This is a genomic window from Nocardia sp. NPDC004718, assembly GCF_053601535.1.
In genome coordinates this window covers 39,346-60,171 of record NZ_JBSGCA010000010.1, presented here as the reverse complement: position 1 = coordinate 60,171, position 20,826 = coordinate 39,346, and the positions used below count along the sequence as shown (strand labels likewise).

At 67.8% G+C, this 20,826-nt stretch carries 19 protein-coding genes; 10 read left to right on the top strand and 9 right to left on the bottom strand.

Annotation, left to right across the window (positions count from 1 at the left end; all coding sequences use genetic code 11):
- Window positions 1-7 precede the first annotated feature (7 nt).
- On the bottom strand, window positions 8-1,060 hold the full coding sequence (locus ACWEH3_RS10335; protein ID WP_450018924.1) for a PDR/VanB family oxidoreductase: 1,053 nt from the start codon (window positions 1,058-1,060) through the stop codon (window positions 8-10).
- Entirely contained in the window at window positions 1,057-1,950 is an 894-nt protein-coding gene (locus ACWEH3_RS10330) for a metal-dependent hydrolase (protein WP_450018926.1), read from the bottom strand. The genes ACWEH3_RS10335 and ACWEH3_RS10330 overlap by 4 nt, the downstream gene beginning before the upstream one ends.
- A gap of 96 nt (window positions 1,951-2,046) precedes the next feature.
- Between ACWEH3_RS10330 and ACWEH3_RS10325 the strand changes: the two genes are divergently transcribed.
- Both ACWEH3_RS10325 and ACWEH3_RS10320 read left to right on the top strand, forming a co-directional pair.
- Complete coding sequence (locus ACWEH3_RS10325; protein WP_450018928.1) at window positions 2,047-2,679, top strand: TetR/AcrR family transcriptional regulator; 633 nt, start codon at window positions 2,047-2,049, stop codon at window positions 2,677-2,679.
- Between the two features lie 455 nt (window positions 2,680-3,134).
- Window positions 3,135-4,661: a flavin-containing monooxygenase gene (locus ACWEH3_RS10320; protein WP_450018930.1), complete on the top strand. Its 1,527-nt coding sequence runs from the start codon at window positions 3,135-3,137 to the stop codon at window positions 4,659-4,661.
- 28 nt (window positions 4,662-4,689) lie between these two features.
- Here the strand turns inward: ACWEH3_RS10320 and ACWEH3_RS10315 are convergent, their stop codons facing one another.
- The 4 genes from ACWEH3_RS10315 to ACWEH3_RS10300 are packed head-to-tail and all read right to left on the bottom strand — an operon-like array spanning window position 4,690 to window position 7,983.
- Window positions 4,690-5,070: a VOC family protein gene (locus ACWEH3_RS10315; RefSeq protein WP_450018932.1), complete on the bottom strand. Its 381-nt coding sequence runs from the start codon at window positions 5,068-5,070 to the stop codon at window positions 4,690-4,692.
- A gap of 34 nt (window positions 5,071-5,104) precedes the next feature.
- Window positions 5,105-6,052: an alpha/beta hydrolase gene (locus ACWEH3_RS10310; RefSeq protein ID WP_450018934.1), complete on the bottom strand. Its 948-nt coding sequence runs from the start codon at window positions 6,050-6,052 to the stop codon at window positions 5,105-5,107.
- An 18-nt stretch (window positions 6,053-6,070) separates the two neighbouring features.
- Window positions 6,071-6,829 (bottom strand): glucose 1-dehydrogenase, encoded by a 759-nt coding sequence (locus ACWEH3_RS10305; RefSeq protein ID WP_450018936.1) that lies wholly within the window; start codon window positions 6,827-6,829, stop codon window positions 6,071-6,073.
- A gap of 26 nt (window positions 6,830-6,855) precedes the next feature.
- Window positions 6,856-7,983 carry an LLM class flavin-dependent oxidoreductase gene (locus ACWEH3_RS10300; RefSeq protein ID WP_450018938.1) on the bottom strand — a complete coding sequence of 376 codons (1,128 nt, stop codon included), beginning with the start codon at window positions 7,981-7,983 and terminating at the stop codon, window positions 6,856-6,858.
- Between the two features lie 218 nt (window positions 7,984-8,201).
- Here ACWEH3_RS10300 and ACWEH3_RS10295 point away from each other — a divergent pair, with 218 nt between their 5' ends.
- Genes ACWEH3_RS10295 through ACWEH3_RS10280 form a run of 4 tightly spaced genes read left to right on the top strand, consistent with a single transcriptional unit; the run spans window position 8,202 to window position 12,289 of the window.
- Window positions 8,202-8,957, top strand: coding sequence for a glucose 1-dehydrogenase (locus ACWEH3_RS10295; protein WP_356965835.1), 756 nt, complete (start codon window positions 8,202-8,204; stop codon window positions 8,955-8,957).
- 14 nt (window positions 8,958-8,971) lie between these two features.
- Window positions 8,972-10,681, top strand: coding sequence for a 3-oxosteroid 1-dehydrogenase (gene kstD, locus ACWEH3_RS10290; RefSeq protein ID WP_450018940.1), 1,710 nt, complete (start codon window positions 8,972-8,974; stop codon window positions 10,679-10,681).
- The gene (locus tag ACWEH3_RS10285; protein WP_450018942.1) at window positions 10,681-11,412 is read left to right on the top strand and encodes a glucose 1-dehydrogenase; all 732 of its coding nucleotides are present in this window, start codon (window positions 10,681-10,683) and stop codon (window positions 11,410-11,412) included. Before kstD ends, ACWEH3_RS10285 begins: the two co-directional genes overlap by 1 nt.
- Before the next feature lie 58 nt (window positions 11,413-11,470).
- A complete protein-coding gene (locus ACWEH3_RS10280) occupies window positions 11,471-12,289 on the top strand; it encodes an SDR family NAD(P)-dependent oxidoreductase (RefSeq protein WP_450018944.1) in 819 nt (272 codons plus the stop codon).
- 36 nt (window positions 12,290-12,325) lie between these two features.
- Here ACWEH3_RS10280 and ACWEH3_RS10275 read toward each other — a convergent pair whose 3' ends face one another.
- Window positions 12,326-12,529 (bottom strand): hypothetical protein, encoded by a 204-nt coding sequence (locus ACWEH3_RS10275; protein ID WP_450018946.1) that lies wholly within the window; start codon window positions 12,527-12,529, stop codon window positions 12,326-12,328.
- Between the two features lie 898 nt (window positions 12,530-13,427).
- Between ACWEH3_RS10275 and ACWEH3_RS10270 the strand changes: the two genes are divergently transcribed.
- Together ACWEH3_RS10270 and ACWEH3_RS10265 are read left to right on the top strand one after the other, a co-directional pair.
- A complete protein-coding gene (locus ACWEH3_RS10270) occupies window positions 13,428-14,876 on the top strand; it encodes a hypothetical protein (RefSeq protein WP_450018948.1) in 1,449 nt (482 codons plus the stop codon).
- 11 nt (window positions 14,877-14,887) lie between these two features.
- Window positions 14,888-15,283 (top strand): hypothetical protein, encoded by a 396-nt coding sequence (locus tag ACWEH3_RS10265; RefSeq protein ID WP_450018950.1) that lies wholly within the window; start codon window positions 14,888-14,890, stop codon window positions 15,281-15,283.
- A 49-nt stretch (window positions 15,284-15,332) separates the two neighbouring features.
- On the opposite strand, the gene ACWEH3_RS10260 is transcribed toward ACWEH3_RS10265, so the two are convergent.
- On the bottom strand, window positions 15,333-16,964 hold the full coding sequence (locus tag ACWEH3_RS10260) for a FadD3 family acyl-CoA ligase (RefSeq protein WP_450018952.1): 1,632 nt from the start codon (window positions 16,962-16,964) through the stop codon (window positions 15,333-15,335).
- Window positions 16,965-17,320: 356 nt separating this feature from the next.
- Here ACWEH3_RS10260 and ACWEH3_RS10255 point away from each other — a divergent pair, with 356 nt between their 5' ends.
- Together ACWEH3_RS10255 and ACWEH3_RS10250 are read left to right on the top strand one after the other, a co-directional pair.
- Window positions 17,321-19,483: a pyruvate, phosphate dikinase gene (locus ACWEH3_RS10255; protein WP_450018954.1), complete on the top strand. Its 2,163-nt coding sequence runs from the start codon at window positions 17,321-17,323 to the stop codon at window positions 19,481-19,483.
- Window positions 19,473-20,258, top strand: a complete 786-nt coding sequence (locus ACWEH3_RS10250) for a tyrosine-protein phosphatase (protein ID WP_450018956.1) — start codon at window positions 19,473-19,475, stop codon at window positions 20,256-20,258. Before ACWEH3_RS10255 ends, ACWEH3_RS10250 begins: the two co-directional genes overlap by 11 nt.
- Before the next feature lie 46 nt (window positions 20,259-20,304).
- Here the strand turns inward: ACWEH3_RS10250 and ACWEH3_RS10245 are convergent, their stop codons facing one another.
- Window positions 20,305-20,505, bottom strand: a complete 201-nt coding sequence (locus ACWEH3_RS10245) for a DUF7489 domain-containing protein (RefSeq protein WP_450018958.1) — start codon at window positions 20,503-20,505, stop codon at window positions 20,305-20,307.
- Between the last annotated feature and the right edge of the window lie 321 nt (window positions 20,506-20,826).

The window sequence follows — 20,826 nt, the reverse complement described above, 5'->3', positions numbered from 1 at the left end:
GACGGTCTCAGAGGTCGACGACGAGGTGATCGCCCGCGGCGCGGGAGACGCAGACCAGCATCTGGTTCTCGCGTTCGGCCGCGGTGAGCACACGATCCCGGTGGTCCACCGTGCCGGAGACGACCGCGACTTTGCAGGTGCCGCAGAAACCCTGTCGGCAGGAGTAAGGAGTGTCCGGCAGTGCGCGGTGAATCGCCGTGAGCGCCGTTTCGTCGGCCGCGACCCGGACGGTGGTCCCCGTGCGCGCCAGAGTGAGGTCGAATTCCGCGCCGTCGACGACCGGGAGCGCGGAGAACCGTTCGGTGTGCAGCGAGGCCGTCGGGTCGAGTTCGAACAGGCACCGCTGCGCCGCCTCGAGCATCGGCGGCGGCCCGCACACGTACACCGCCGCACCGGGTTCTGCGCGCGCCAGCAGTGCGGCGACATGCGGAGGGCCGAATTCGTCGTCCGGCCTGACGTCGGCGCCGGGCAGGTCGGCCAGGAACGGCATGGTCTCGCGTGAGCGGCCGACGTACACCAGGCGTCCACGAGCGCCCGCGGCCTCGACCATCGGGATGATCGGGGTGATGCCGATGCCACCGGCGAGGAACAGATACGACGGCGCCTCGACGAAGGTGAACGCGTTGCGCGGCCCGCGAATGCGCAGACGGTCGCCGGCTCGCAGCGAATGATGGATCTCGCGGGATCCGCCGCCCCCGTCGGGAATGAGCCGCACCGCGATGCGATACCGGAACCGGTCGTTCGGGTCGCCGCACAGCGAGTACTGGCGCTGCCGTCCCGAGGGCAAGAAGACATCCACGTGCGCGCCCGGCCGCCACGTGGGCAGCGGACTGCCATCGGCCGCGCGCAATGTCAGGCTCACCACGTCGGCGGCTTCGCGTTCGACCCCGGCGATCGTGACATCCGTATCGAAGCCGGTGCGGCGCACCGTGTTCGGGCGGGACAGGAGTGCGGCGGTGCGTCCGGTGACGAACACCTTCCGATAGATGTCCATGACATCGCCGATCAGGCGCAGTCCCCCGGGCGCTGAGCGCTCGGCCAGGGTGGGTGATCCCTTCATCGGTGCGCCGCCCGCGCGGCAGGCGAGTGCGCCAGATAGCGCAGGGCCTTGTCCATCGGACCCAGCTGGGACGGATGGAAACCCGGCCGCAGGTACCGCGGCATCTCGGTGACGAAGACCGTCCACTTCGGGATGACGCCCCGCCGGGTCGCGCTCCAGAACTGCAGGCCCCAGAACCGGCCCTTCTGCGCCGACGGATCCTTGCGGTAGAGATAGGCGGTGGAGACGATGAACAGCGGCAGCAACGTTGCGCTGGCCAGGATCGCCGTGCGGGCTTTCCGTGCGTAGCTGCCGTCGATATGCATGAAAGCGTCGTAGACGACGCTGCGGTGCTCGACCTCTTCGGCGCCGTGCCACCGGACCAGGTCCAGCATCGCCGGATGCATGCCCTTCTCCGCGAGGATGTCCGCGTTGAGCAGCCATTCCCCGAGTACCGCTGTGTAGTGCTCCATGCCCGCGAACAGACCCAGCCGTTCCTTGAGCCACTCCTCCCGCGCCCGGCCGGTCAAGCCGTGGTCACCGAGGATGCGATCGACCAACCAGGCGACTTTGCCGACGTAGGAATCGACGTCCAAGCCGATCGATCGCAGGTGGGCGCGCGCGGCTTCGTGACTGTTCGCGTGCATGGTCTCCTGCCCGATGAACCCCGTCACCTCCTCCCGCAATCGTTCGTCGTCGATGTGCGGCAGGGCTTCGGCCAGCGCCTGCGCCATGGCTCGTTCCCCTTCGGGCAGGACCAGGTGCATCACATTGACGATGTGGGTGGCCAAGGCCTCGCCCGGCACGTAGTGCATGGGCACGGAGTCGAAATCGAAATGGACGTCGCGCGCATGGATGGCATGCGCTTCGTCGCGATACCGGCGCTGCGTCGCGCCTGCCTGCTCAGCCATGACCCGACCGTACAGAACAACAAATCGCATTGCAATGTTGCAGCAACAACTCGGGCTGAATGTTGCACGATGGATCCGTTTTGCTAGCGTTGGCCCATGCCCACCGCGTCGAAGGCCACTGCGAGCAGCGAGAATGTCGCCGGTACCCTCGTCACCCGGATCTTGGACGCGGCTCTGGTCCTCTTCGAGCAGGTCGGCGTCAAGAAGACGACGATCGAGGAAGTGGCGCGGAAGGCGGGCGTGGACCGGGTGACGGTCTATCGCCATGTCGGTGGCCGCGACGATTTGGTGCAAGCCGTGATCAGCCGGGAGGTGGCCGCGGTGCTCGCCGAGATCACCGAGATCGCCGACCGGCACGACGAGCTCGGCGATCTCGTCGCCGACATCTTCGTCACGGTGATCACCCGCTGGCGCACGAATCCGCTGGTCGACCGCATGCTGGCGCTGGAACCGGCGCGCGTTGTCCTGAAACTCACCGTCGATGGCGCGGTCCCGTTCGCGATGTCCGTCCACGCGACGGTCACCGCGCTCGAGCGTGCTGTCGAACGGGGAATCCTGCCGCCCGCAACGGATCTGACCACTCGTGCGGAAATCGTGTGCCGGATCGTCCACTCGCTGATCCTCGCGCCGCACGGACTCACCGAACTCCGGACCGACGGGCAGCTCGACGATTTCGCGCGCACATACCTGGTACCGGTGGTGGCCGGACCGAACGTCGCGCCCCGCTGACGGTGGAATGCCGCGCGCGGGTATCACGGAAACCGCTGCGCCGCAATTTGTTCAGAAGACGCCTTTGTCCACTTAGCGATCCCGGATGTGCCGTTGACCAGCGCCACGTCGAATCCGGCGCGTTCGGCGAAACGGTCCTCGGCATCTCCCGCGCTCTCGTTGCGACGGGACGCTCGGCCGTACCGGCGACAAGGCCCGGCTAATAGCGGAGAGTGTGCTATTCGACGGGCGATCGAGCGCGAATGACCGCGTGGTGACTGGTGCCCGCGACCGTCAGCGGATCGTCGAACATCGTCCCGTTGGTCATGTGATGCGCGGTGTTTCACTGTGGCCCCGTACTTCTGGCTTATACCGCCCGGCAGTCAACCGATCGGAGGTCTTTCCATCCAGAAGCCTTCAGCCAACGAAGAGATGAGGTAGCTGCACGTTGACTGCGTGATGATGAAGGAGGACGGGTGGCGATCGCGATGACCTACAAGGTGGCTGTCGTCGGAGCGGGTTTCGGCGGCATCGGGATGGGAGTCGGATTGCGGCGGGCCGGAATCACGGATTTCGTGATCTTCGAGCGGGACGGCGACGTCGGCGGGGTTTGGCGAGACAACACCTATCCGGGCTGCTCCTGTGATGTGCCGTCCCACTTGTATTCGTTCTCGTTCGCGCCCTACCGAAGTCGGCGCATCCGATATCCGCGCCAGGCGGAGCTCCTGGAGTATCTGCGCCGGGTCGCCGCCGACCACGGTTTGGTTCCGCATCTGCGATTGGGCACCGAGATCAGGGAAGCCAGGTATCTGGAAACCGAGGGCGGGTGGGAACTGACCACTTCCGACGGGCGGCGTGCGGTCGCCGAGGTGGTGATCTTCGCCGTGGGCCAGCTGCACCGGCCGAGCATTCCCGATCTCGCGGGCCGGGCGGATTTCGCCGGACCGTCGTTCCATTCCGCGCGCTGGGACCACGACCAGGACCTGCACGGCAGGGACGTGGCGGTGATCGGCACCGGCTCCAGCGCAGCACAGATGTTGCCGACACTGGCCACGAAAGCCCGGCGGGTCCGCGTCTTCCAGCGCACGCCGCACTGGGTACTGCCCAAACCACCCGCCGACTTCGGGCCGCTCGCTCGAACGGCGCTGCGGCTGCCCGGCGCTCACCATCTCTATCGCCGAGTCCTGTACTACGGCTCCGATGCCGTGCTCGCGCCGATCATGCGCCGAGGTTGGTCGGCGCGGCCCGCCGAATGGGCTGCCCGGCGGTACCTGCACAGCCGGATCGCGGACCCGCGGCTGCGGGCGAAACTCACCCCCGACTATCCGATCGGGGGCAAGCGCATCATCTTCGACAGCCACTATTATTCGGCCTTGGCCCGCGAGAACGTCGAGCTGATCACCGACCCGATCGCCCGGATCACCCGCGATGGACTGCGCACAGCCGATGGTGCACACCATGCCGCGGATGTGATCATCTACGCCACCGGTTTCCGTGCTCCGGAGTTCCTGGTCCCGATCACCGTGCGTGGACGCGGGGGCGTGGTGCTGCACGACCAGTGGCGTTCCGGAGCGACCGCGCTACTGGGCATGGCGGTTCCCGGCTATCCGAATGCCTTCCTGATCGCCGGGCCGAACAGTTTCAACCCCGCGGGCAGCAATCCGGGAATGAAGGAGTGTCAGGTGGACTACATCGTCCGTTGCCTGCACTGGCGTGACCGGATCGGCGCGTCCGCCATCGAGGTCAGGGAAACCGCGATGCGGGCACATCAACAGTGGCTCGAGCAAGCGGTCACCAAGACGGTGTGGCCCGCGATGAGACCGAACTGCTGGTACAAACACGCCAGCGGGCGCGTCACCAACCCGTGGCCCGTCTCGGCGCGTGCCTTCGATCGCGCATTACGGCGACCGCCGTCCGAATCGTTCCGTGCGGTTCCCCCCGATCCGGCGAACCCGGCAGATCCGGCCGCATCGGAACCGGCCGCCGGAATCCACTCCGAGTGACAATGCCCGGCCGAGCCGTATTTCGTTGCTACTCGGATGTTTCCGGTCGCTGGGCCGGATTCGCACCCGAGATCGGTTCATAGAGGGCGATGTGCCAGGCGGAGCCGGGCGTCGGCCGTATGACGGCGCGGCGTTCGTGCGGTCCGATGACCGGCTGCGCGGCTTCGAAACCTCCGGCGCGCAGCCGGTTCAACGCGGCATCCAGGTCGTCCACCTTGATCGCGAGGAACGGGCTGTCATCCTCGCGGTCGGTGCCCGCGAGCATCACGCGGACGCCATTGCTGTCGAACTGGGCCCAGCGGTCGCCGTCGACGACGGTGGGTTCGGTAGCGAGGACGGCGGCCAGCAGTGCCACCGTGGCGGGCAGGTCGTCGGTGGGGTAGGCGGGGCCGATCCGTTGGATCGTCATGGGTGGGTCCTAACAGTGCGTGGTGCGGGCTCGATCAGGAACGCCGCTCGGCGTGGGCGGCGCGTACGACCTCGTAGGCGGCGGTGTTGGCCCGGACCGCCTCGGGCAGGTCGTCGGCCATGCTCAGGAAGCCGTGGAACATGCCGTCGCAGCGGTGGATCGCCGCCGGGACTCCGGCTTGCCGCAGCCGCTGTCCGTAGTCCTCGCCCTCGTCGCGCAGCGGATCGAACTCGGCGGTGACGATGTATGCGGGCGGGAGCCCGGACAGGTCGGCGGTGAGTGGGTTGGCGTACGGATCGGCGCCGTCGTGGGAGCCCAGGTACTGACGCCAATACCAGCGCAGGTGGGCGGCGGTGGTGAAATAGCCGTCCGCGTTCTGGCGGTAGGACGCCGTGGCGCAGGCCGGATCGAGCATGGGATACAGCAGCAGTTGCCGGGCGATCTCGGGGCCGCCTCGATCGCGTGCCATCAACGTGGTCACCGCGGCGAGGTTGCCGCCCGCGCTGTCCCCGGCCACGACGAGGCAGGCGGGATCGCCGCCCAGCGTTTCGGCGTGGTCGGCGACCCAGCGCAGCGCCGCGTACGCGTCCTCGGCCGCCGCGGGGAACCGGTGCTCGGGCGCCTGCCGGTAGTCCACCGACACCACGATCGCCTCCGCCCCGACGGCCATGGCCCGGCAGAACCGGTCATGGCTGTCGAGGCTGCAGATCACGAATCCGCCGCCGTGGCAGAAGATCACGATCGGAGGCGGCTGCACCGCCGCGGCGGGACGATAGATGCGGACCCGGATCTCGGGTGCGCCCGGCGGACCGGGAACCAGTCGATCCCACACCTCGGCGACGGGTATCGGATCGACGAGGGGCGCGGGGCGGGCGGCGAGCAGCCGCCGCGCCTCGGCGGCATCGAGCACTTCGGTCCCCAATTTCGGGAACGCGGCGCCCGCGGTCTCGACGATCGCCCGCGCCTGTGGTGTCAGCGGCATCGCGGCTCGCTCCTTTCGCTACTGCTCGAGGTCCGGTGGCAGGAACTTGCCCGCCGCCAGGCCGCCGTCGATCGTCACCTCGGCGCCGGTGATGTAGGCCGAGGCATCGGAGGCCAGGAACGCGACCAGTTCGGCGACCTCCTCCGGCGCGCCGGTGCGTTGCAGCGGCAGGGACGGGAAGCTGCCGGGGCCGGTGGTCAGGTACGGGACCATCGGGGTCGCGATCGGGCCAGGATGCACCGAGTTGACCCGGATTCCGGCCGGACCCAGCTCGAGCGCGGCGGTCTTGGTCAGCCCGCGCAGTCCCCACTTCGAGGAGCCGTAGGCGGAGTGGCCCATCAGTCCCTCGAGGCCCGCCTGCGAGGAGATGTTGACGATCGAGCCGCCGCCCGCCCGCGTCATCGGCCCGATCGCCGCCTGGATGCCGCGGAACGGGCCGACCAGATTCACGCGCAGGATTCGCTCCAACTCCTCCGGCGCGGTGTCGGTCAGCGGCTTCGCGGTGTAGATGGCGGCGTTGTTCACCAGGACGTCCAGCTTGCCGAACGCCGAAACGGCCGTGCCGACGGCGGCCTCCCAGCCGTCATCGCTGCCGACGTCGTGCCGGACGAAACGCGCGGCGGCGCCCAACGATTCGGCCAGTTGCGTGCCTTCGGCTTCCAGCACGTCGGTGATCACCACGCGGGCGCCGCGCTCCACGAACAGCCGCGCCTCGGCGGCGCCCTGTCCCCGGGCGGCGCCGGTGATCAGGGCGACCTTCCCACTCAGGTCAACCATGTCGAACTCCTCGATGTCGTGGCGGGTCAGCTGTTGCGGAAGTGGGGGATGACCTTCTCGCCCCAGTGCCGGATGGTTTCCAGGCAGGCCTCCTGCGGCACGGTGCCCATCTGGATGAGGCAGAGGATCTCGTCGGCGCCCGCGGCCTGCAGACGCTCGACGTAGGCGATGGCGTCCTCGGGGCTGCCGTAGGCGTGCTCGACGTTGAAGACCGAGGTGGCGCCGGTCTTCACGGGGATCTTGGCCTCGTGCAGGTAGGCCACGTGGTCGTCGGCGGCCTGCTTGATGGCGGCGACTTCGTCCGCGTTCGGGTCCACGGCCTCGTCGGGAGCCGGACCCGCGCCGTAGTAGTGCTTGATGGACTGGGCGAAGAAGCGCTGTCCGCGGGCGCCGATCTGCTGGGCCTTCTCCCGGTCGTCGAGGACGATGGTGGGGCACAGCGCCGCGAAATGATCGTTCACGACGGTCGAGACGAAACGCTCACCGGTGCGCGCGGCGATCGCCTCGTCATAGGTGCGCCGCAGTTCGGCGATCTCCTCCACGCCGGCGAAACCCAGCACGAGCGCGCCGATTCCGTAGTCGGCGGCCATCTTCAGCGTGTCCTTCTTGGTGCACGCCATGAACAGCGGCGGATGCGGCAACTGTTGTGGCCGCGGCAGCAGCGAATGCGGCGAGACCTGCAAGAGTTCGCCGTTGTACTCGAATTCGGCTTCGGGATCCTGCCACGCCTTGCCGATCATGCGCAGCGACTCCTCGACCTCCTGGTAGGTGCGCTCGGGGTCGACACCGCACATGGAGGTCTCCACCGGCGTCGCGCCGCGGCCCGCGCCGAGGTTGAGCCGGCCGCCGGACAGCACGTCGAGCATCGCGGCGCGTTCGGCCGCCCGCACGGGGTGGTTGAAGTTGAACGGCATGCACACCACGCCGTGCCCGATCCGGATCCGTTCGGTCTTGGCGGCCACCCAGGTCAGGAAGACCTCAGGGGTGCTCATGTGCGCGTACCACTTCAAGCCGTGGTGCTCGACCGCCCAGACGGTGTCGAATCCCATCTCGTCGGCGAGTACCGCCTGCTCGACACAGTCGCGCAGCACCTGGTGCTCGTGCTCACGCGAGGGGTCGGCCATCTGGGCCTCGAAGATCATCGAGAACTTCATCCGGTCTCCTTCTCGATCGCCCGATCGGGCGTTTCCGGTTTCGTCGGGGTGCTTCGTCCCGCTGCGCGACAGTCGGAAGCTGTATGCCTAATCGAAATATGACCGCTGGAACTTCTCAGGTCAGGAGCTAGTCCCGCTGGCCGGGACCGTCCGGTGCCGCGCCCCGGTGGGCGACCTAGCGTCGGTGCGCAAGGGACGGTCAGAGAGGACGGAAATCGGTGGGACAACTCGACGGCAAGGTGGCGCTGGTCACCGGCGGGGCGCGCGGGATGGGCGCCGAGCACGTACGGCAGTTCGTGGCCGAGGGCGCGCGGGTGGTGTTCGGTGACGTGCTGGATCACGAGGGAACGGCGCTGGCCGCGGAACTGGGTGACGCCGCGCGGTACGTACACCACGATGTGACCAGCGAGGCCGATTGGTCCGCCGCGGTGTCGGAGGCGGTCGGCCACTACGGGCGGCTGGACGCGGTGGTGAACAACGCGGGCATCCTGCGGTTCGTCCCGATCGCCGAAATGGCTCTGGCGGATTTCACCGCGATCATGTCGGTCAACGTGACCGGCACCTGGCTGGGCATCAAGACCGCCGCACCGGCGCTCGCCGAAACCGGAGGCGGTGCGGTCGTGAACGTCTCCTCGGTGGAGGGGTTCGTCGGCGCCGCGGGCCTGTCCGCCTACAGCGCGAGCAAGTTCGCGATCCGCGGCATCACCAAGTCCGCCGCCCGCGAGCTCGGCCACTTGGGTATCCGGGTCAACTCGCTGCACCCGGGCGGCATCGCCACGCCCATGACCGCGGCGGTGTCCGGTGCGTCCGGCGTCGACGGTGACGGCTTCTTCGCGAGCCTGCCGATCCCGCGCTGGGGGCAGCCCGTCGAGGTCTCCCATGTGGCGGTGTTCCTGGCTTCGGACGCGGCGAGTTATTGCACCGGAGGCGAATTCGTGGTCGACGGCGGCATGCTCACCGGCTGCGGCTACTGACGGGAAGCGACGCGATGACTCAGGAATTCGAATTCGACGTGGTGGTAGTCGGTTCCGGCGCCGCCGGCATGACCGCCGCCCTGACGGCCGCCTACCGTGGACTTTCGGTGACGCTGATCGAGAAAGGCCGAGCGTTCGGCGGCTCCACGGCACGGTCCGGCGGCGGCATCTGGATTCCCAACAACCCGGTACTGCAGAGCGAAGACGTGCCCGACAGCCCGGAACTGGCCCGCACCTATCTCGCGGCCGTGGTGGGCGATCGGGTACCGGAGGCCAGGCAGCGGGCGTTTCTCGAGCGCGGACCGGAGATGATGCGCTACCTCGGCGCTCGCAGCAAATATTGGGAATTCGTCTACGACCGCGGCTATTCCGACTACCACCCCGAGTTCCCCGGTGGTCTCGCCCAGGGACGCAGCATCGAGCCCGCCCCGCTGGACGGACGGCTGCTCGGCGGCGACCTGCACAAGATCAACCAGCCGACCATGTCCGGTCCCAAAGGCATCGCCTTCACCGTCAGCGACTTCCACGATCTGAACATGATCGCCCGCACCTGGGCCGGGAAACGCACCGCGATCAAGGTCGGTATCCAAGCGGTGGGGAACAAGCTGCGCGGACGGCTGCCGCTGAGCCTGGGCAAGGCGCTCGCGGCCCGGCTGTGGCTGTCGCTGCGCGACGCCGGGGTGCCGGTGTGGCTGAACACGCCGCTGACCGAACTGATCACCGAGGGCAACGCGGTGGTCGGCGTACGCGCCGAGCGCGACGGGACGCCGGTGGTGATCAAGGCGCGCCGCGGCGTGGTGCTGGCGGCGGGCGGCTTCGAGCACAACCTGGAGATGCGTCGGCAGTACATGAGCGGCCCCCAATCCACCGAATGGACGGTGGGCGCCACCGAGAACGTCGGTGAGGGCATCGTCGCGGGCCAGAAGGCCGGTGGCGCGGTCGATCTCATGGACGACGCCTGGTGGGGGCCGTCCGTGCGCAATCCCGACGGGCCGCCGTTCTTCTGCCTGGCCGAGCGCTCGCAGCCCGGCGGCATCATGGTGAACCACGCGGGCGAGCGGTTCGTCAACGAATCGGCCCCCTACGTGAACGTCGTGCACAAGATGTACGAGCAGGAAGCGGCGGGCGTCGGGCACATCCCGGCGTACTTCATCATGGACCAGCGCTTCCGGGACCGGTACCTGTTCCTCGGCAACTTCCCCAAGCGTCCGCTTCCGCAGAAGTACCTGGATGCCGGGATCATCCAGCAGGCAGACACTTTGGCCGAGCTCGCGGCGAAGATCGGCGTGCCGCCCGCGGCGCTCACCGCGACGGTGGAGCGGTTCAACGGATTCGCGCGTGCCGGTCGTGACGAAGACTTCCGCCGTGGTGATTCCGCGTACGACCGCTACTACGGCGACCCGACGGTGCGCCCGAATCCGTGCCTGGCACCGATCGAGCAGGGCCCCTTCTACGCCGTCGAGATGGTGCCGGGCGATCTGGGCACCAAGGGCGGTCTGGTCACCGACGAGCACGCGCGCGTCCTCGACAGCGACGACCAGCCCATCCCCGGCCTGTACGCGGCGGGGAACAACTCGGCCTCGGTGATGGGCAACGACTACGCGGGCGCGGGCGCGACCATCGGTCCCGCCATGGTGTTCGGCTACATCGCGGCCGGTCATATCGCAGGAAACCAGCCGGGAACGACCGAACAGCGGGCGCGGACATCGGAAGGAGCGCGTTGATGGGACGCGTCGAGGGTAAGAACGTGATCGTCACCGGCGGCGCCCGGGGAATGGGTGCGGCCTTCGCGCGGCGGCTGGTCGCCGAGGGCGCCAGGGTGGTGATCAGCGACGTCCTGGTGGACGATGGCGTGGCTCTGGCCGCCGAGTTGGGCGACGCGGCGACCTTCCTCCCGCTCGACGTCACCGACGAGTCGGCCTGGAACGACGTGGTCACCTACACCGAGAAGGTCTTCGGGCCGGTCTCGGGCCTGGTCAACAACGCGGGGATCGTCCATGTCGATCCGATCGAGAAGCTGTCGGAAGCCGATTTCCGCAGGGTGATCGACGTCAACCAGGTCGGGGTCTTCCTCGGCATGAAGGCGGTGCTGGGGTCGATGCGCCGGGCCCGAGGCGGCTCCATCGTGAACATCTCCTCGATCGGCGGCATCATCGCCTTCTCGAACATCCTCGGCTACACCGCGTCCAAATGGGCCGTGCGTGGCATGACCAAGACCGCCGCGCAGGAGTTCGCCGCCGACGACATCCGCGTCAACTCGGTGCATCCCGGTGTCGTGGTCACCGAGATGACCGCGGATTCCGCACGCTCACAGGGCATGTCGGGCAACCAGCCGATCCGCAGGCCCGGCCGTCCCGAGGAGCTGGCGAACCTGGTGCTGTTCCTGATCAGCGACGAGTCGAGCTTCAGCACCGGCTCGGAATTCGTGGCGGACGGCGGCTACACGTGCCTGTGAGGACTTCCGGCAGGGCAAACCGGCGGGCCGACCGCCGAGCGAGACAAGGAAATCGACCGTGAAGAATTTCGAGGGCAAGACCGCGGTGATCACCGGCGCGGGCGCGGGCATCGGCCGGGCGTTGGCGGTCGAACTCGCCCGCCGCGGCGCTCGGCTGGCGCTGTCGGGCCGCAACATGGACAACGTCGCCGAGACCGCGGCGCTGTGTAGCAAGGAAGGCGCGCAAGCCCGCGCGTACAAGCTGGACGTGACCGACCGGGCGGCGGTGTACCGCCACGCCGACGAGGTGGCCGAGGACTTCGGCGGGATCAATCTGGTGGTCAACAACGCCGGAGTCTCGCTGACCGCGAACGTGGAAGAACTCAGCTGGGCCGACTTCGAATGGATCGTCGGCATCAACTTCTGGGGCGTCGCCTACGGCACGAAGGCGTTCCTGCCTCATGTCATCGCCTCCGGTGACGGCCACATCGCGAACGTGTCGAGCATGTTCGGCCTGGCCGCCTGCCCCAGCCAGGGCGCCTACAGTGCGACGAAATTCGCCATTCGCGCCTTCACCGACGCGCTGCGGCAGGAGATGACCATCGCCGGGCACGCGGTGGGCGTCAGCAGCGTGCATCCGGGCATGATCAAGACCGAGATCGCCTGGAAGGCGCGGGCGGGCGGCGATCGCGATCGCGACGCGCTGGCCGCCAACTTCGACCGCCTGGCCAAGACCACCCCGGAGCGCGCCGCGCGGGTCATCGTGAGCGGTATCCGCAAGAACAAGGCGAAGATCCTGATCGGCGCGGATGCCCACGTGATCGATTGGCTGCCGAGGCTTTTCGGCGCCGGTTACCAGAAGATCCTCACCGCCCAGATGAGGAACGAGGTCGCCTGACGGCACGTCCGGCGGTGGTCCACCACCGCCGGACACTCAGTCGTCGTCCTCGATCAGCAACAGACAACTTGCCTCCAGGTGCACGATGCACTCATCGGGGCGATGCAGGCGGTGGATGTACCTTAGCTCGCGCGCGCGTTCGAGCGTCAGGTCGAGTAAATGGACCTGGCACATGAATTCGGCAAGCATGCCGTCTGCTTGGACAAAAACTCTGTGTGGCAGATGATCCGGCGACGTCACGGCGACACTCCTGCTTGCGGTGACATAGATCCTGGAAGAAGGGCAGTGCTGCCTCCTCGGTAGTCCGGACGCTGGGCGACATGGTGATGTCTCTTTCGCATTCGGGTACATGGCGACCCTCCATGAATGAGCGACAAACAGAGGTCAGTCCCACAACCTGGCGCACGGCAGTGGCGGTAGGTCGCTACTCACGTCGTCGTCGACCGTGACTACGAGCCCTCGGTAGTTCCGCACCAGCGTGTCTGCGATGCTCTGCGCTTGTTCGGCACTGGCCTGGTAATCCAGCGTCAAAGCGCCTATTTCGATGTGGAGGTGACGGATGCGCCGGAACGAGCGAGGAACCGCACGACGGATCACCGCGGCGGGGCTACCGGGACAGTCACGTTCGATCCATGTGGGACTGCGTCGCCGTGTGCGTCCGGTCGACGATGCGGGGGAGGTTCGGGTGTATGGAGGACTTCGGGCGGAGTCAACGTGGCGAGCTGGTGGATAGCGAGGGTCATATAGGGCATCGGTCATCGCCTTCCTGCGGAGCACAATTGATGGGGAAAGCGCCCGACACCAAGGGCTTTCGCCACCGGCCCCGGCTCACCGGAGTGGGTGCGCCGCCTCGAGTGATACGGCGTCGGCTTGGTACCGGGCACGGTCCAACAATGCCCATGTGGCCCTTTTCGGCGCGATCGCGTAATGGTTGGGTATCGTCGGGTCATCGGGGGCACTTATCAGGTCATCAGGCGTGTAGTGGCCGCCAACTGGTGGTTGGGATGCGACGGACTCGTCGGTACGCGCAGCATGTAGTCCACTGCATCGGGGGCTGGCGTCCCCGCCTGGAAGTCGGCGTGCGCTACGCTAGCGTGAGCTTTCTTCCCAGGTCAGGCGATGTAACGTAGGTGGGGCGATGGTCAGGGGATGGCAATGGACCGGATTCGAGGCGGCGGCGCTCCAAGAGGCGATGCGGCGGTCGGTACGTGACTTCGCACTGCTGCTCGGTGTCGAAACTACGACGGTCGTCAACTGGCGCACTGGTCTGAGCGCTGTGCGTCCGCGCTCGAACACCCAGGCGATGCTGGACACGACTCTGGACCAACGGGCCACAGTCGATGATCGTGCCCGGTTCGAGCAAATCCTCAGCCAAGGGGAAGCAGCTTGGCGGGAGCGTCACCCGGTGACACCGCGCAGAGAGGCGAAGGGCGCTCAGGGTACGGGTCTGCTCCAAACCTCTGCGGCCCGATCCGGCGGGACCTTGGCTGCCTCATCTTCGAGTCGGAAGACGCGGACTACTGTGGATCGTGGCCACCCCGCCGGGCACGGCGGTGACTACCCCACGGAGATCACGGACATGAACCGGCGCGAGTTGCTGCGGCTACTAAGTATCGCCACAACTGCGCTCCCGGCTCTAGGAGCCGTCGACTGGGATCGGGTGCACTTCGCCGCAGCATCTGGCCGTGTGGACACGACTATCCTTGATCAATACGGCCGCTTGAATCAGATGCTCTGGAAGAGCTATGGGGAGGCAGAGACGAAGGCCGCGGTCTTCGTCGCAGCACGTGAGCACTTGGCGCTGCTGATCGAGAGCCTTCGCAGTTGCAGGAGCGCAGAGCTGCGACGTCGTCAGCTCGAACTGATCGCTAATGCGCTTCAGTTGACCGGCGAAATTCTATTCGACAGCAGTCACTTCGCTGAGGCTGCCCACTGCTACGCCCTGTCGGGTACATTCGCGGCCACCGCTCGCGCGTTCGACCTATGGGCCTGCGCGTTGACGCGACACGCTTACGTCGGCGTCATCGACAACCGTTTCCGAGACGCGTTGCCACTGGTCGATGAGGCAGCTGGGGTTGCTCGTCGTGGCGATGGTCTTCTGCCAACGCGCTACTGGGTGGAGAGTGTCCGTGCGCAAGTTGAAGCAGGCCTCGGCAATGCCAGCGAATGCGAACGATGGTTCGACGCCGCCCGAGGCGTACTCGGCTTGGAAGAGACACCTCCGCTGGGCTGGCTGCGATTCTCCGGGGAGCGCATCGACGAGGAAAAAGCCAGCTGCCTTATTCGGCTCCGTCAACCAGAGCCCGCCGAACGCATCTTGACGCCATTGTTGGATCGTCCCTTGTCCACTCGTCGCCGTGCCAGCGTCTTGGTCGACCTCGCCGCAGCCGGAGCACTACGAGGCGATCCGATCCAGGCAGTGTGGTACGGCGGTACAGCCGTCGATATCGCCCGCCGAACCCGTTCCGGATATCTTGAGCGACGCCTGACTCAGTTGCAGCCGCATCTGGCACGCATGCGGGGAGATCGTCATGTGGCGCATCTCGAGCACCGGATCACTACGCTGACCACGTCGACCGCACATTGATGAGGAGCACTGTGAGTAATGACGACGACCATGGCGGCAGGGTCTTCCGCGAAGCCTGGATCGCCGGCGTCACCGCTTACTATCCGGGTACGCCGAAGGACGGTTACATCGCTCCTTGGGAGGACATGCCGGACTGGGAGCGGGCCAGTGCGGCGGCGGTCTACGGTCAGGTGGTCGCCTTCCTCGAACTCACGGGGAACGCGGCTGCGCGCCTGAGTCCGGAATTGAAAGGGCAATTCGTGGCGATCTGCTGGATCGGGCAGATCTTGGCGCGGATACCGAACCCGAAGCCTGGTTATATCGCGCCATGGGACCAGTTGCCCGATTGGCAGAAGAAGACCGATATCGGGATTTTCGAAGCGATTGAGCGCCGAGTGGAAGTCTCCGGGTCCACCGCCGCCTCGTAGGGCACACCCAACGGGCACCTTTGTAGGCGTGGGCAGGTCTCTGAGGTGCTCAGGACTGGGATCCCTGCGAGCGTAGGACGCGTTTGAGGACTTTGCCGCTGGCGTTTCGAGGTAGTGCGGCTACGACCTCGATGTGGCGTGGGGTCTTGTATCCGGCCATGCGGGTGCGGGTCCACGTGAGGATCTCTGTGGGGTCGATTTCGGTGCGGCCGTTAGGGACGACGTAGGCGTGGGCGACTTCGCCGAGACGAGCGTCGGGGACGCCGACTACCGCGGCCTCGGATATATCGGGGTGGGTGCGGAGGATTCGCTCGATCTCGGCGGGGTGGACGGTGAAGCCGCCAACGATGAACATGTCCGTCTGGCGGCCGGTGATGCGGAGGTAACCATCGGTGTCGAGGGTGCCGATGTCGCCGGTGTGCAACCAGCCGCCGGAATCGATGGCGGACCTTGTGGCCGCGGGGTCGTCGAGGTAACCGTGCATCACGGTGGGGCCGGAGATCACGATCTCGCCGGGCGCTCCGACCGGTACCGGTCGTCCGGAATCGTCCACGACCCGAATATGGACGCCGGGCAACGCCTTTCCTACGGTCTCGGCGAGGAGTCCGGCGGGGGTGTCGGGGGTGCAGACCGTGGCGACGCCGGTGGATTCGGTCAACCCGTACCCGGTGAAGACCTGTTCGGCGCCCAGTTCCCGGCGGATCCGCTCCACCGACTCGGTCGGCACACTCGAACCGCCCGTGCCCGCCAGTCGCAGCGAACTCAGATCGCGGCCGACAAGACCGTCGTGCGCGAGCAGGTCGTGGAAGAGGGTCGGAGGGCCGGTCAGCACGGTGATCCGCCGTCGCTCGATCACATCGAACACTTGCTCCGGCTCGAATCGGTCCATCGGCGCCATCGTGGCGCCGCGCAGCAGGCACGCGATGATCCCTGCCTTGTAACCGAAGGTGTGCGAGAAAGGGTTGACCAGCAGATATCTGTCGTCGCCGGACAGGGTGACCGCATCGGCCCAGTGGCTGAACGCCTCGATCGTCTGCCGGTGGGTGGACGGCACGCCTTTCGGCACTCCGGTGGTACCGGAGGTGAAAAGGATGTCGGAGACCGAATCCGGGTGTACGGACCGGCTCCGGGCACATGCCTCCGCGACGGATACTTCGTCGCCGAGCGCAAGAAAACGCGACCACGAGGAATCCTTGGACGCCTCGTCGAGCAGGACGGTGGTCCGCAACTCCGGCAGCGGGCGCCCGGCCTGACGCAGCATTTCCGGGTAATCGACGCCGAGGAATGCACCCACGGTCAGGAGCATGCGGCAGCGGCTGCGCGCGAGGATGTCGGCGGCCTCTGGACCGCGCAGGCGGGTACCGATAGGCACGAGCGTCGCGCCCGCGCCGAGCACGCCGAGCGCGGCGACTATCCATCGCGTGGTGTTGGGCGCCCAGATCGCCACCCGGTCACCGGGCCGCATCGATCGCGCCAGCACCGCCCGGGTGACGCGCTGCGCCGCCGCAGCGAGTTCGGCGTAGGTCAGCTGCCCCTGCGGCGCTATCACCGCGAACCGCGCGCCGTCCCGGCGTGCCCGGTCGGCCAGCACTGCCGGAATCGTCGCGGAGTCGTGCTGTGGACGGTCGGGCGCGGCAGCCGATGGTGATCCGAGCCCACCGGCCGCCCGCCGTCGATTCATGCCCCGATCGTGCCGCACCGGCAGCTCGATACGGTCCGATCGCGGCGGGACATCCCGCTGACCGGGAACCTGATTCCGGTCGAGAGATCGCGCGGCGCCGCCCCGCGCGGGTATCGGCACCGGCGCGGCGCTGCGCGCCGAGGGCGACGCCCAGCAGCTTCGGACAGCGTGCCGGCCGGCTCGTGCGGTGCCGGTCGTCCTGCTCAGCGGGACCACGGGTACGGCAGGTGACCAGTGGCACGGCAGGCTCGAATCGAGCGACAGTTGTGCGCCGCGGTTCGCGCCGGGCACGGTCCGTCGCAGGAGATGCGAATCGCGCTGGAGCGCAGCACGTTCAGTGATTGCTAAGGAGTGACATGACGGCCGGAGCAGAGCTAGTGGAGCGAAACGACGAGGCAGCGGGCGCGGGGCCGGTCGTCGAACTCGACGGCGCCTGTTCGCTGTCCCGGGACCGCATCGGCGGGAAGGCGTGGAGCGTCAACCGCATGCGCGCGCTCGGCCTGTCGGTGCCGCCCGCGTTCGTCATCACCATCGAAGGCTGGGCCGACTTCTCGGCGCGCGGGGAGATCGGCGAGGACATCTGGCACGGTGTCCGAGCGGGCATCGCCGCCCTGGAGCGCGGCACCGGACGTGTTTTCGGCTCAGGCACCCGTCCGCTACTGGTATCGGTCCGCTCGGGCGCCGCGGTGAGCATGCCCGGGATGATGGACACAGTGCTGAACCTCGGCATGAACGAGGCGGTGGCGCGAGCGCTGGCGGCGGAGACCGGGAATCCGGGCTACGCGGCCGATACGCGGGAGCGGTTCCGTACCCAGTATCGCGAAACGGTGCTGGGTGATCCCGCCGGTGCGGTGCCGGAGGACCCCTGGGAGCAGTTGCGGGCGGCCATCAGTGCGGTGTTCCGGTCCTGGGATTCGCCCCGGGCGCAGACGTATCGGCGCAATCGCGGCGTGTCCGCAAGCCTCGGCACGGCGGTGACGGTGCAAGCCATGGTGTTCGGCAATCTCGACGAGAAGTCCGGTACCGGTGTGCTGTTCAGCCGCAACCCGAACACCGGAGAGCGCGCGACGTTCGGCGAGTGGCTGGTCGGCGGACAGGGTGAGGACGTGGTGTCCGGCCGGACTACTCCCCGGCCGCTCGACGAACTGGCGACGCTGTCGCCGCAGGTGCACGCCGAACTCATCGCGGCGGCCGACCTGCTGGAACGCGACGGTCGCGATATCCAGGACATCGAATTCACCGTCGAGTCCGGCGCTCTGTGGCTGTTGCAGTCGCGGTCGGCCAAGCGCTCGGCGCGAGCGGCGGTGCGTGCCGCGGTCGCGATGGCCGAGGAAGGGCTCATCGGCACCGACGAGGCACTGAAGCGGGTCACCGCCGACCAGGTGCGCACCGTGCTGCGTCCGGCGACCGGGGAGTACAGCGGGACACCGCTGGCTCGCGGCGAAGCGGCGTGTCCCGGCCTGGCCTCGGGTGTCGTCGTCACCGATCCGCACGAGGCCGAGCGCCGCGCGGAGGCGGGCGAGGACGTGATCCTCGTACGCCCGACCACCAGCCCCGACGACCTGCACGGCATGATCGCCGCCAAGGCGATCGTCACCGAATTGGGCGGAGCCACTTCGCATGCCGCGCTGGTCGGTCGCGAGATCGGCAGGCCGTGCGTGGTCGGTTGCGGCCCCGGCGTCGTCGCGGCCCTCGCCGGTCAGGTGGTGACCGTGGACGGCGGTGCGGGCAGCGTCTGGCCGGGCCGGGTCGAAGGCAAACCCGTCGATGCGAGCACCCTCGCGGACGTCGGCCGATTGGCCGGGTGGGCGGGCACCGATGCCGACCGGTTGGCGGCGTGGCTCGACGCGCGCGCGACCGATGTCTCGGTGAAAGTAGATGTGGCATCCCCGGCGACCGTGACGGATATTCCCGACCTCGATTTGCTGCGGCTGATCGGCATCAAGGGCCGGGCCGCCCATGACGCGCTGGCCGCGGGCGTAGGTGCGTCTGCCGAGACGGTCGCTGCTCGATGCGAACAGCTGGTAACCGCGGGCTGGTGCGCCGCGACACCGATCGGAGTGCGGCTCACACCCGAGGGTAGACAGCACCTGGACGGCCTGCTGGCGGCGGAGCGACGGACCGTCGACCGTGCCGCGATCGCCTCCGTCTACGCCGAATTCTGCGATTTCAACGGCGTTTTGAAAGAAGTCGTCACCGCCTGGCAGATGAAGGATCCGGCCACCGTCAACGATCATGCCGACGCCGACTACGACGGTGCGGTGCTGACCCGGCTGACCGACCTGCACGGCGTGGTGCAGCCGCTGCTGCGGCGGATCGGCGACGTCGCGCCAAGGCTGGCCCGGTACCGCGCCCGCTTCACCCACGCCGTCGAGCGGATCGCCGCCGGTGACCACGCGTGGGTCGCACGGCCGGTGCTCGACAGCTACCACACCGTGTGGTTCGAGCTGCACGAAGACCTGATCGGACTGTGCGGCCTGAGCCGCGCCGACGAGGCGGCGGCCGGCCGTGCCCACTGACAGCACGGGCGAAGCCACCGTGCCCGCCGACCGGTGGGTCGAGTTCGCCCAGATCGACAATGTCCGCGACCTGGGCGGGCTGCCCGTACAGAACGGCGGCACAACCCGTTTCGGCGTCGTCTACCGTTCCAGCACGCCGCAGAATCTCACCGAGTCCGACATGGCGAAGCTGCTCGGGCCGATCGGTCTGCGCACCCTGATCGATCTGCGGCTGCCCGACGAGGTGGAGCGCGAGGGCTACGGACTGCTGGCCGGCGCCGACGTGCGGCGGGTCTGCCTGCCGGTGCGGAAATCGCCGGAATCCTCGCTGGCCGCGCGAGATCTGGTCCCCGACTCGAGCCGGGTGGATCTGGTCGACTTGTACGACAAGCTGCTGGCGGGCAGCACCGAGTCCATCGTCGCGGCGGTCCGGCTCGTCGTCGACGCAGGCCGCCACTCGGTGCTGTTCCACTGCGCCGCGGGCAAGGATCGCACCGGAGTGCTCGCAGCGGTGCTGCTGGACGCGGTGGGCGTGCCGCCGGAGGCGATCGCGGCCGACTACGCCCTGACCGGCGAACGCATGCACCGGGTCCGTGACCGGCTCGACGGGCTTCCGTCCTACACGGGGCTGCCCCCGGTCAGCACCGGCATTCTCGGCGTCGAGGCCGAGGTGATGGGGCGTTTCCTCGCGAAACTGTCCGCTGATCACGGCGGCGCGGCCGAGTGGTTGCTGGCCGGCGGGCTCACCACAGGGGAGCTGGCACGACTGCGTGCAGTGCTGATCGCGCCGGAATAGGACATCGCGGCCCGGTCCGGCGCGCTCACCGAGCTGCTCCGGCAGGTCAGTCCTTGACCGGGTCGGCTCCGGCCCGCTTGATCACCGAGTCGCCGACCTCCAGCACCTTCCACAACGTCCGGTCCACACGGACCTTCATCGTGCTGCCATCCTGCAACCGAACGTGCAAGCGCCGATACAGATTCGCGCCGTCCAGCAACCCACGCGACTTCTTCACGACCGTCCCACGCCACTCCTGCTGTGTCACTGATCGACTCCTCACTCGACTGGACGCCGACGCCGTAGCGATTCCCCGACCGGCGTGGTTCCAGTGTTGCCACCCACCGCGCTGGAAACATCACCATTCAGAAGTAGATCCGCGTGCCGAAAGTCGCACACCCCGTCGGGCGGTCGGTTGATGCCGCATGCCACCGGAGGGTGACTATGGGTCCGGCGGACACCTCTGCGTGCTGATGGCGGCCCGATCCTCGAGCACGAACTGGTGACCCGCATCCGCTCAGCGGCGTGGTCGTCCGGTGGGTGCCGAAACGAATGAGCGGGTCGGGTGGATCACGATCCACCCGACCCG